The organism is Blautia sp. HCP3S3_G3 (assembly GCF_052063365.1).
Taxonomy (GTDB): Bacteria; Bacillota; Clostridia; order Lachnospirales; family Lachnospiraceae; genus Blautia_A.
Genome location: NZ_JBQHXR010000022.1, coordinates 1 through 12,642, shown reverse-complemented (window position 1 = coordinate 12,642; position 12,642 = coordinate 1). Strand labels below are relative to the sequence as shown.

Below are 12,642 nucleotides of genomic sequence, written 5' to 3'. Positions count from 1 at the left end.
ATGATTCTAGGAGGAAATGAACTTGGAAATGATTTTAGCTACAAAAAGCGGAACACCGGTCATTGGACAGATTGCAACCCTGATGGGCTGGATTATGAACGGTATTTACAAGGCTCTTGATTGTGTTGGAATTCAGAATCTGGGGCTTTGTATCATTATTTTCAGTATCATTATTTATCTGCTTATGACTCCTCTTCAGATTAAACAGCAGAAATTTTCCAAGCTGAGCGCGATTATGCAGCCGGAACTTCAGAAGATCCAGGATAAGTACAAAGGAAAAAATAATGATCAGGATGCTATGATGAAGATGCAGGAGGAAACTTCTGCAGTTTATCAGAAATACGGAGTATCTCCGACAGGAAGCTGCGTGCAGCTTTTGATTCAGATGCCTGTTTTATGGGCATTGTGGCAGGTAATTCAGAATATTCCTGCTTATGTAGGCAGTGTAAAAAACATCTTTACAGGTGTAGCTGACAAAATTGTTGCAGTAAACGGTTATACCGATCTGCTTCAGAATTTTATCACAGAAAATAATATGACCAGAGTCAGACTTGTTCTTGAGAATGAAAAGGCAACTGCCAACTCTGTCATAGACTTTTTATATGCATTATCCCCGACCCAGTGGGATAAATTATCCGAAATGAGCCAGTTTTCCGGATTTTCAGATGCGATTGAAAAAACATCAGCAGAAATTACAAAACTGCAGACATTTGGTGTATTGAATATTGCAGAACAGCCATGGAACTATATCAAGGCAGCAATGGCAGGCGGAGCAATTATTCTTGCTGTGGCAGCACTTGCTATTCCGATTCTTTCCTGGGCAACACAGATGCTGAATATTAAACTGATGCCGCAGGCAGGATCAAATGATGATAAGAACAATCAGATGGCAAACTCCATGAAGACCATGAATACGGTTATGCCTCTGATGTCTGCAGTATTCTGTTTTACATTCCCGGTAGGTCTTGGTATTTACTGGATTTCCAGTGCGGTTGTACGAAGCATTCAGCAGTATGTCATCAACCGTTATATGGACAAAATGAACATCGATGATCTTGTAAATGAGAATATGAAAAAGATGGAGAAGAAACGCGAAAAAGCAGGACTTCCTCCACAGAAGATTACAAATCAGGCTCATCAGAGTGTAAAGAATATCAACAAAGTTACCAAGGGTCAGAGTAATACCGATGCGGAAGCGAGAGCAAAGAAGGTAGAAGAAGCCTATCAGAAGGCCGCTGGTGCAAAAACGGATAGTATTACAGCAAAAGCCAATATGGTAAGAGATTACAATGAAAGAAATAAGAAGAAGTAAGAAGGAACGGAGGGGTAAATGATGGAGGATTATATCCAGTTTTCAGCAAAAACAAAAAGTGAAGCGATCACAAAAGCATGTATTGAGCTTGGTACTTCCAGTGATCAGCTGGAAATCCAGGTAGTTACCGAAGGAAGTTCCGGATTTTTTGGAATCGGAAGCAAACCGGCAGTCATCAAGGTTCGCAAAAAAGAAGAAGTTTCTGAAGAAGTAGAAATCGAAAAGATGGTTGAGTCTGTAAAGATGGATTCCATCAAACCGGAAAAGAAAAAAGAAACTCCAAAACCTGCGCCGAAGCCTGAACGTGCAAAAGAGCAGAAAGAAATCAAAGAAGCAAGAGAAGTAAAAGAGCCAAGAGAACCAAAAGAAAAAGCTCCGAAACCAGTAAAAGAAAAACAGCCGAAAGAACGTCCGGCCAAAGAAAAACCTGTGAAAGAAGCCAGAGAGCCAAAAGAAAGAGCTCCGAAGGAAAAACCTGTAAAAGAGAAACCTGCAAAGGTTACCAAACCGGTTGAAATCATCACAGATCCGGCAGAAATCAAAGAAATTGAAGAGAGAGCAACAGTTTTTCTCCGTGATGTATTTGCTTCCATGGAGCTTGGTGAAGTGGAAATTACATCCAAATATAATACAGCAGACGGATGTCTGGAAGTGGATTTTGAAGGTGAGGATATGGGAATCCTTATCGGAAAAAGAGGACAGACTCTGGATTCCCTGCAGTATCTGACAAGCCTTGTAGTAAACAAAGGCAAAAACAATTATATCCGTGTGAAACTGGATACGGAAGACTACAGAAGACGCAGAAAAGAAACACTGGAAAATCTTGCAAGAGGAATTGCCTACAAGGTAAAGAAAACAAGAAAACCGGTCGTTCTGGAACCGATGAATCCATATGAAAGAAGAATTATTCACTCTGCACTTCAGGGGAATAAATATGTGGAGACAGTCAGTGAAGGTGAAGAACCGTACCGTCATGTAGTAGTAAAATTAAAAAGATGGTGATTTGACTTTAAATCATACCCTAAAAATGTTATTCTAGGTGAAAGCATGAATAACACGTGTGATCGTGTGCTTTTACCGGAATAACATTTTTTTTCGGACAGGAGGAGTTATGGAAACGACAATTGCGGCTATTTCAACAGCTATGAGTGCTTCCGGAATTGGAATCGTGAGAATCAGCGGACCGGATTCCATGGATGTAATTTCCAGAATTTATCGTTCCAAGGGAGGCAAAAAGAAAATAAAAGAGGTGCCTACACATACGATTCATTATGGATATATTTATGATGAAGAGGAGCTGGTTGATGAAGTACTTGTCATGATCATGAGAGCACCGCGTACATTTACAGGGGAAGATACGGTTGAGATCGACTGCCATGGAGGCGTTTATGCCATGAAAAAAGTACTGGAAACCGTTCTGAAAAACGGTGCCAGAATTGCAGAACCGGGAGAGTTTACCAAGCGTGCTTTTCTGAATGGAAGACTGGATCTGTCTCAGGCAGAGGCCGTGATCGATGTTATCAACTCTCAGAATGAATATGCATTAAAGAGCTCCATGGAACAGCTTCGCGGTTCTGTCAGAAAGTCTGTAAAAGAAATCCGAAGCCATCTGATCTATCATATTGCATATATTGAATCTGCACTGGATGATCCGGAGCATTATGATCTTACCGGATATCCACAGGAACTTCTGGAAGTTGTGGAAAAAGAGCAGCAGGAGATTCTTCGTCTGTTGAAAACTGCAGACGACGGAAAGATTATCCGGGAGGGAATCAAGACCGTAATCCTTGGAAAACCCAATGCAGGAAAATCCTCTCTTCTGAATCTTCTCCTGGGAGAAAATCGTGCGATCGTTACGGATATTGCAGGAACTACCAGAGATATCCTGGAGGAATATATCAATCTTCACGGTGTAACTCTGAGGATGATTGATACTGCGGGAATTCGTGAAACGAAAGATATTGTGGAAAAAATAGGAGTGGAAAAAGCCAGAGAAATGGCAAAAGATGCGGATCTGATTCTTTATGTTGTGGATTCATCCACTCCCCTTGATGAGAATGATGAAGAGATTATTTCCATGCTTTCTGACAGGAAAGCCATTGTATTATATAATAAAACAGACCTTTCCTCAGCAGTGGATATGGAAAATCTGAAGGAAAAAACAGGACATAAAGTGATACCGATGTCAGCAGTAGAAGAAACAGGAATTCAGGAGCTGGAAGAGGAAATCAAAAACCTGTTTTTCAGCGGAAATTTATCGTTTAATAATGAAGTTTACATTACAAATGCCCGTCATAAAGAAGCACTGGAAGAGGCAAAAAACAGTCTTGAACTGGTGAAAAAAAGTATTGAGGCAGGCATGCCGGAGGATTTCTTTTCCATTGATCTGATGAATGCGTATGAGAGCCTTGGCCGGATTATCGGAGAGGCTGTGGGAGAGGATCTTGTGAATGAAATATTCAGTAAGTTCTGTATGGGAAAATAATGCACTATGGAGGATATTATGAATTATTTGACAGAAGATTATGATATTGTGGTAGTAGGTGCAGGCCATGCGGGATGCGAGGCAGCACTTGCAGGAGCAAGGCTTGGACTTCAGACCATTATGTTTACCGTCAGTGTGGACAGTATTGCACTGATGCCCTGCAATCCCAATGTAGGAGGCAGTTCCAAGGGCCATCTGGTAAGAGAACTGGATGCACTTGGCGGAGAAATGGGGAAAAATATTGACAAGACATTTATTCAGTCAAAGATGCTGAACCAGTCCAAGGGACCTGCGGTTCATTCCCTCCGTGCCCAGGCAGATAAGCAGGCTTACAGCACAGAAATGAGAAAAACGCTGGAAAATACCGAAAATCTGACCATTAAACAGGGAGAGGTTACGAAGCTTCTCGTAGAGGATGGACGCATTACGGGTGTAAAAACGTATTCGGGCGCTGTATACCGCTGTAAAGCCGTTGTATTATGTACAGGTACTTACCTGAAGGCACGCTGCATTTATGGGGATGTGAGCAATTATACAGGCCCTAACGGGCTTCAGGCGGCTAATTATCTGACCGATTCACTGAAGGAGCTTGGTATCGAAATGTTTCGTTTCAAAACAGGAACACCGGCCAGAATTGCGGGAAATACTATTGATTATTCTAAGATGGAAGAACAGTTTGGTGATGAGAGAGTCGTGCCGTTTTCTTTTTCTACAGATCCTGAAGATGTGCAGATTGAACAGAAATCCTGCTGGCTTACTTATACGAACGAAAAGACCCATGAAATCATCCGGGCGAATCTGGATCGTTCTCCGCTTTTTTCCGGGGCAATCGAGGGAACAGGACCGAGATACTGCCCTTCTATTGAGGATAAAGTAGTACGTTTTGCCGACAAAAACCGTCATCAGGTTTTTATTGAACCTGAAGGATTATACACAAATGAAATGTATATCGGTGGTATGTCCAGCTCTCTTCCGGAGGATGTTCAGGAGGCGATGTATCATTCTGTTCCTGGTCTGGAGCATGCAAAAATTGTAAAAAATGCCTATGCGATCGAGTATGACTGTATCAATCCGAGACAGCTTTATCCAACACTGGAGTTTAAAAAGATCAAAGGACTTTTCAGTGCCGGACAGTTTAACGGAAGTTCCGGATATGAAGAGGCAGCAGCACAGGGATTGATCGCCGGAATCAATGCGGCGATGGAAATCCAAGGGAAAGAGATGCTGGTTCTTGACCGTTCTGAGGCTTATATCGGCGTTCTGATCGATGATCTGGTAACCAAAGAAAACCATGAACCATATCGAATGATGACCAGCCGTGCGGAATACAGACTGCTTCTGAGACAGGATAATGCGGATCTCAGACTGCGCAGAAAAGGATATGAAGTGGGCCTGATCGATGAAGAAACATATCAGAAAGTACTGGAAAAAGAGGAGGCAATCAAAAGAGAAATTCACCGTGTGGAGCATACGAATATTGGTGCATCCAAAGAAATTCAGGGGTTTCTGGAAGCCCATGAAAGCACTGTTCTGAAATCGGGAACTACACTTGCAGAACTGATCAGAAGACCGGAATTATCTTATGAACGGATTGCTTCGATTGATCCGGAAAGACCGGAACTTCCCTGGGATGTACAGGAGCAGGTAAACATTAATATCAAATATGACGGATATATCCGCCGCCAGTTAAAGCAGGTAGAACAGTTCAAAAAGATGGAAATGAAGAAAATTCCGGAAGATCTTGATTATGAAAAAGTAGGAAGTCTTCGCATTGAAGCACGTCAGAAACTGGAATTATACCGACCGGTTTCCATCGGACAGGCATCCAGGATTTCCGGTGTATCTCCGGCGGATATTTCGGTGCTTCTGGTGTATCTGGAGCAATATAAAAAGAACAATGAAAAGTAAGTAATGGAAGAAATAATACAGACAGGGAGAGAAAGTGGAATGGCATATGATTTAACGGTATTCAGAAAAGGCTGCGAATCACTTGGAATCACGCTGGATGAGACGCAGGAAAAGCAGTTTACGGACTTTTATGAATACCTTATTGAGAAGAACAAGGTCATGAATCTGACTGGTATTACAGAGTTTCAGGAAGTCATTGTAAAGCATTTTCTGGACAGTCTGGCATGCGTAAAAGTAGTTCCTGTAGAAAAAATATCGAACATGATTGATATAGGGACAGGTGCCGGTTTTCCGGGAGTACCACTGAAAATCGCATTCCCGCATGTGGATGCGTGTCTTCTGGATTCACTGAAAAAACGAGTAGGTTTTCTGGAGGAGACCTTTCAGCTTTTGAAGATGGATCATATCCGGGCGATCCATGGAAGAGCAGAGGAATTTGCAAAAAATAAAGAGTATCGTGAGCAATATGATCTGTGTGTATCCAGAGCAGTATCCAATCTGGCGACATTAAGTGAATATTGTCTGCCGTATGTAAAGTGCGGAGGAATGTTTGTTTCCTATAAATCCGGAAAAGTCCAGGAGGAAGTGCAGCAGGCAGAAAAAGCAATCAAAATCCTTGGAGGAAAGGTGAAGGATATTCATTATTTCCAGCTCCCGGATTCTGAAATCGAGCGATCTCTTGTTGTGATTGAAAAAGTAAAGAATACACCTGCCAGGTATCCAAGAAAGGCAGGAACCCCATTGAAAGAGCCCTTATCCTAGGATAAGGGCTCTTTTGTATCATAAAAAAATGCTTTGCATTTTCCTATGATACAAAAAAGTGAGTTGGTATTTCTTTTATACACTTCATAGGTATTTCACATAATTCTCACATAATAATCCCAGTTTTATCACATATTTTTCATAAAATTTTTACAGCGGAAAAGGCAACTGTAAGCAAGTATGATGTTGATCTTTTGCATAAATTGTATCAGGCATGTAAAGGGAGTTTACCTGCCTGATGAATCCGCAAAGAAACCTTAAGGAGGAGTGAAAATTGATAGAAGTAAAAAATCTGGTCAAACGTTATGGAGATCATACAGCGGTTGATCACCTTTCTTTTCAAATTGAAAAGGGAAAAATTTATGGTTTTCTTGGACCAAATGGAGCCGGAAAATCTACGACAATGAACATGATCACCGGCTATATTGCATCTACAGAGGGCCAGGTGCTCATTGACGGACATGATATTCTGGATGAACCGGAAGCAGCGAAAAAATGTATTGGTTATCTTCCTGAACAGCCGCCTCTTTATTTTGATATGACCGTTCTGGAGTATCTGAAATTTGTGGCTGATCTCAAAAAAATTCCCAAAGATAAAAAAAGTTCCATGATAGAAGAAGTCATGGATATGGTAAAAATAACAGACATGAAGAATCGTCTGATCAAGAATCTTTCCAAAGGTTATCGTCAGAGAGTCGGGCTTGCGCAGGCAATTCTCGGATATCCGGAAGTGATCATTCTGGATGAACCGACAGTAGGTCTGGACCCCAAGCAGATCATTGAAATCCGATCTCTGATCAAAAATCTGAAGAAGAAGCATACGGTTATTTTAAGTTCTCATATTTTGTCGGAAGTCAGTGCAATTTGTGACTACGTTCTGATTATTTCTCATGGAAAACTGGTTGCAAGTGATACACCGGATAACCTTGGAAAACTGGCAGCAGGTTCCAACAACCTGAATATGCTGATTAAGGGTTCCAGGACGCAGATCTGCCAAAGCCTTGAAGCAGTGGAGGGAATCCGAGAAGTTTCCATTTCCCGGGCAGAAGAACAGAATGTATGGAATGTAAAAGTATCTTCCGAAGAAAATACAGATATTCGTGAAAAAGTATTCTATAAGATGGCAGAAACAGGATGCCCTATTCTGGAGATGCAGTCGAAAAAAGTATCACTTGAAGAAATCTTCCTGGAACTGACGGACAGTGAAAACCAGAAAGAGGATTCTGTGAAATCTCAAGATGGAGAAGAGGGGGAGGAGAAAAATGACAGCGATTTATAAAAGAGAACTGAAAAGTTATTTGACATCCATGATCGGATATCTGTTTATCTTTTTTGTACTTATTCTGACAGGTATTTATTTTTCAGCATATCAGCTTGCAGCGGCGTATCCCAAATTTGAGTATACCTTAAGTTCATTAACGTTTGTATTTCTGATTGGAGTGCCGGTTTTATCCATGCGCGTGCTGGCAGAAGAACGGAAGCAAAAAACAGATCAGCTTCTCCTTACAGCACCAGTGACAGTTGCAGATATTGTTATTGGAAAATATCTGGCTCTTGTGACAGTTTTTGCAGTACCTGTTCTGATCATGTGTACGTATCCACTGATCATGTCAGGGTTTGGTGAGATATCTTTTGGAGCTGCATATACAGCGATTCTGGGATTTTTCCTTCTTGGCTGTGCGAATCTGGCTATCGGAGTATTTATTTCGTCTATTACAGAAAGCCAGGTAATTGCAGCTGTGCTGACTTTTGTTATTTTGTTTGCGTTTTTTATGATGAACGGAATTTCTTCTTTCTTTTCCGAATCATCAATGTCCACCTGTATAACATTTGCGCTTTTGATTTTTGCAGTGGCACTCATTCTTTATACAATGATCAAAAATTTTATGATTTCTGCCATTGTGGGTATTGTCGGGGAGATTATCCTGATTATTATTTACCTTATGAAATCCAGCTTTTTTGAAGGGGGAATTCAAAAGGTACTGCAGGTGTTTAATCTGAGTGGTCACTTTGAAAATTTTACAAACAGTATTTTTGATCTTACAGGAGTTGTTTATTTCCTTTCTGTCATTGTGGTCTGTATGTTCCTTACAGTACAGTCTATTTCAAAGAGAAGATGGAATTAAGGAGGTGGGAAGCATGAATTTTGGGGAAAACAAAGAAAACAAACGAAAAATGGAAGAAGAAAAGAAAACAGAAGATGTGAAGAAGATAGAAAATGAGCAGAAAATAGAAGATGTAGAAAATGAGAGGAAAACAGGATATGAGGAAAATATAGAAAATGACCAGAAAATAGAAAGAGAGAAAAAGATAGAAGATGAGCAGAAGACCAAAAATGGACAGAAAATTGGAAAAAAGAAGATAAAAAATAATCGAAAAGGGATAAAGTTTTCTATAAAAGATTATGCGAAAAATATCAACAGAAAGCATTTAAAAAATGGAAGCTACAGCATGATAATCAGTGCGATTTTTATTGTGATTGTAGTTGTAATCAATCTGATTGTGGGAGAAATCCCTTCAAAATATACGCAGATTGATATCAGTGAAAGTAAAGTATATAGTATAGGAGAACAAACCAAGTCCTTTTTAAAGGACTTAAATAAAGATGTGTCCATTTATCAGGTCACACAAAGCGGCTCTGAAGATGAGACAATTACCAATCTTCTTCAGAAATATGAAGAGGAATCAAACCATATTGAAGTAGTTCAGAAAGATCCCGTGGTGAATCCTCAGTTTGTTTCAGAATATACCAGTGAAAATGTTTCATCCAACAGTCTGATCGTAGTCTGCGGAGAAAGAAGTAAAGTTGTTGAATACAGCAGCATGTATGAACAGAGTATTGATTATAACACATATAGTTATACGACTACCGGATTTGACGGTGAGGGTCAGATTACCAGTGCAATTGCATATGTTACTTCAGATAATCTTCCGGTTTTATATACACTGGAAGGACACGGGGAACTGGAACTGAATTCCACTATTAAAGAAGATATTGAAAAAGCCAACATTGAAATCAAATCATTAAATCTTCTTACAGAGAACAGTGTGCCGGAAGATGCCGATTGCCTGCTGATCAATGCGCCGGGTACAGATATTTCTGAGGATGAAAAAGAAGCAATTTTAGATTATCTGGAAAATGGCGGAAAAGCGATGATTTTCTCTGATTATACAGAGGAATCAATGGATAACTTTAATGAGATTCTTGAAAACTATGGAATAAGCCGTGTAGAGGGACTTGTTTTTGAAGGAGATCCTTCCCATTATGCGATGCAGACACCATATTATCTGGTACCGACCATCAATAATACGGATGCAGTTTCTGATGCAGCATCATCCGGATATTATATTCTTACTCCTTATGCACAAGGAATAAAAAAATCTGAGGATGTGAGAGATACCGTAACGATTGAAAGTCTTTTGACTACATCAGACAGCGCATATGCAAAAGCAAATCTGAATAGTGATACTCTGGAAAAAGCTTCGGAAGATGAAGAAGGACCTTTTGATCTGGGAGTAAGTATTACAGAGACCGTTGATGATGACAAAACAACACAAATTGTATATTATACAACATCCTATTTATTGGACAGCAATGTGAATCAGATGGTATCAGGAGGAAATGAACAATTAATTATGGCATCCCTGAACTGGATGTGCAGTTCTGATGAGACCAGTACAACTTCGATTCCGTCCAAGAGCCTTGAGATTTCTTACCTGACATTGACTGCTTATGATGTAAGCTTCTGGCAGATTTGTACGATTGGTCTGATTCCTGGATTTTTCCTGGTTGCCGGATTTGTGGTATGGTTGAAGAGGAGAAAGGCATAATGAAAAATAAAAGTGTAAGATTGATTCTTTCTCTGGCAGCATTGGGAATGCTGCTGGGGGGATATCTGGGATTAAAGGTTTCTGTTTCAAAACAGGAAGAATCGGATGAAGAAAATTTGGAAGAAAAAAAGACAAATGTCTTTGATGTGGAGACAGATGCAATAGAGGCTCTGAAATTCACAATTGATGATAAAGAAGTGACCTTTGATAAAAAAGATGGAACCTGGATAAAGAAAGATGAAACAGATTTTCCTGTAGATCAGGATACGCTGGAAAGCGCGGCTTCTTCTATCTCATCCGTGAGCGCGGATCGTGTGCTGGAAGACGTAGAGGATTTAAGTGAATATGGACTAGATGATCCTTCCAATACAATTACGGTTATCACGAATGATGACAATGATGATGAATCTGAAACGGTATTTAGGGTTGGTATAGAAAATGATTCTACCAGCCAGTATTATCTCTGCAAAGATGGAGATGAAAAAACAGTATATGTTGTAGCAAATTCTGTGATCAGTCCATTTATGGATTCACTTTACGATTATGCAGCGATGGATACTTTTCCATACATTGATTCCTCCACAATTTCCAAAGTAGATGTGGAACAGGAGGATAAATCTTATGAGGCTGTAAAGGATAACGATACAGGTTTGTGGGAAATCGGAAATGATGAATATGATCCGGAAAAAGCAGATTCATCATTGATGAGCAGCCTTACATACGGAGTGTCTTCGCTGCAATATGATGCTTTTGTTGATTACAATTGTACAGATAAGAGCGAATATGGCCTGGATGATCCATATGCAGTGATAACGGTTGATTATCAGGAAGAAGAGGCGGAAGAAACGGATGCAGAGGAGAATGATGCAGAAGAGAACGATACGGAAGAAACGGATGTAGAAGATGTGAATGCAGAAGGAACCGATGCAGAAGGAATGGATACAGAAGAAACCGATGCAGAAGGCACAGATGTAGAAGAAACTGATGCAGAAGGCACAGATGAGGAAGAAGCAGATGCAGAAGCGGTAGATGTGGAAGAAACTGATGTAGAAGACACAGATGAGGAAGAAGCAGATGTGGAAGAGGTGGATGTAGAAGAAACAGATACAGAAGACGAAAATCAGGATAAACTGAATATAGAAGAAAATGAAAATAAAAATACAGAAAATTCTTCTAAAAATACAGAATTATCAGAAGACAGTAAAGAATCTGAAAGCGAAACTACTACAATGATTGATTGTCAGATTAAAATTCTTGTGGGAAGTGAGGCTGATGAAGAATCCAGATATGTTATGATCGATGGCAATAATGAGGTTTATACAATGACCACAGAAATCCTTTCTACTGTGATGGATAAAGATGTTTCTTCTATGTGGGATATGACGGTAAATTATATTTCTAAAGATGATTTGGACAGTCTCGACGTGAAAATTGACGGGCAGGAAAATACAATAAATGTTTCACGTGAAACATTAATCGTAGAAAACGATGAATCAGAGGAAGACGACGAAACAGAAGAGTCAGATGAAACAGTTGATGCAGAGACAGAAGATAATTTAGATGAAGAAACGACAACTGAAACAATTGTGACTTATACATTGAATGGTGAAGAAATAGAAGATCTGAATTTCTCATCATTTTATAATAAGCTGACCAATATTACTGCACAGAAACGTCTTACTGAAGAATATAAACCGGAAAACGAACCAGAAATGTCTGTTGTTTTCAACAAAGTGGATAAAGAAAGTGTAAATGTAGATTTCTACCAGTATGATGTAAATTATTATGCAGCTATTGTGGATAACGATAAAATATATCTTGTAAATAAGATGACATTTAAAGAATTGAGAAATTCCTTTGAAGATTTGTCTGGAGAAGAAGAGACGGAGGATGAAGAAACTGACGAAGCGCAGGAAAGCTGATTGTGCGTTGTAAGAGCTTTGAACCAGTAGAAATTTAGATTGAAATGAAAGAGCGGGGAGCAGATAAGTTTATTTAAACTTGGTTATGCTTTTCTGAGATGCTGAAAGTGCCTGTTGATATTGGGAAATGGTCTTGGAAATGATATCTATGTGATGATTTGGCAAAAAGGATTGTGGAACTGTTGAATTATTATAGCATATCATGTGATAGATTTACCTAATGATAAAGTTCAACAGGCACTTTTATTTTTGGATGGTAATTTGGAAAGACAGTCTTCCTTTTGTTATCAAGGTTTAGTGAATTAAAGTGCGCTTTAGTTCAGCAACTGTATGTGAGAATTCTTCGAGTTTTACTATGCGTATGGTTTTCTCCGGAACTTTGGTTCAGTGCGAAACACTGTGAAGTGTGATGTGAAAAACCG

General features: G+C 39.7%; 8 protein-coding genes and 1 pseudogene. All 9 read left to right on the top strand.

Features of this window, described 5'->3' with window-relative positions:
- Positions 1 to 16 precede the first annotated feature (16 nt).
- The 9 genes and pseudogenes from ACTNEW_RS13505 (at position 17) to ACTNEW_RS13465 (ending at position 12,220) form a co-directional block, all read left to right on the top strand.
- Positions 17 to 1,312, top strand: a complete 1,296-nt coding sequence (locus tag ACTNEW_RS13505; protein ID WP_441061970.1) for a YidC/Oxa1 family membrane protein insertase — start codon at positions 17 to 19, stop codon at positions 1,310 to 1,312.
- A gap of 21 nt (positions 1,313 to 1,333) precedes the next feature.
- A complete protein-coding gene (gene jag / locus ACTNEW_RS13500) occupies positions 1,334 to 2,314 on the top strand; it encodes an RNA-binding cell elongation regulator Jag/EloR (RefSeq protein WP_441062017.1) in 981 nt (326 codons plus the stop codon).
- Positions 2,315 to 2,423: 109 nt separating this feature from the next.
- Positions 2,424 to 3,797: a tRNA uridine-5-carboxymethylaminomethyl(34) synthesis GTPase MnmE gene (gene mnmE, locus ACTNEW_RS13495; RefSeq protein WP_441061968.1), complete on the top strand. Its 1,374-nt coding sequence runs from the start codon at positions 2,424 to 2,426 to the stop codon at positions 3,795 to 3,797.
- Positions 3,763 to 5,705 (top strand): annotated as a pseudogene (mnmG, locus tag ACTNEW_RS13490) (tRNA uridine-5-carboxymethylaminomethyl(34) synthesis enzyme MnmG). The gene mnmE and the pseudogene mnmG overlap by 35 nt, the downstream one beginning before the upstream one ends.
- A 39-nt stretch (positions 5,706 to 5,744) precedes the next feature.
- Complete coding sequence (gene rsmG / locus ACTNEW_RS13485; RefSeq protein WP_441061967.1) at positions 5,745 to 6,467, top strand: 16S rRNA (guanine(527)-N(7))-methyltransferase RsmG; 723 nt, start codon at positions 5,745 to 5,747, stop codon at positions 6,465 to 6,467.
- 274 nt (positions 6,468 to 6,741) lie between these two features.
- Entirely contained in the window at positions 6,742 to 7,746 is a 1,005-nt protein-coding gene (locus tag ACTNEW_RS13480) for an ABC transporter ATP-binding protein (protein ID WP_441061965.1), read from the top strand.
- Positions 7,730 to 8,593, top strand: coding sequence for an ABC transporter permease subunit (locus ACTNEW_RS13475; protein ID WP_441061963.1), 864 nt, complete (start codon positions 7,730 to 7,732; stop codon positions 8,591 to 8,593). Before ACTNEW_RS13480 ends, ACTNEW_RS13475 begins: the two co-directional genes overlap by 17 nt.
- A 13-nt stretch (positions 8,594 to 8,606) precedes the next feature.
- Positions 8,607 to 10,298, top strand: a complete 1,692-nt coding sequence (locus ACTNEW_RS13470; RefSeq protein WP_441061961.1) for a Gldg family protein — start codon at positions 8,607 to 8,609, stop codon at positions 10,296 to 10,298.
- On the top strand, positions 10,298 to 12,220 hold the full coding sequence (locus tag ACTNEW_RS13465) for a DUF4340 domain-containing protein (RefSeq protein ID WP_441061959.1): 1,923 nt from the start codon (positions 10,298 to 10,300) through the stop codon (positions 12,218 to 12,220). Before ACTNEW_RS13470 ends, ACTNEW_RS13465 begins: the two co-directional genes overlap by 1 nt.
- Positions 12,221 to 12,642: the final 422 nt, after the last annotated feature.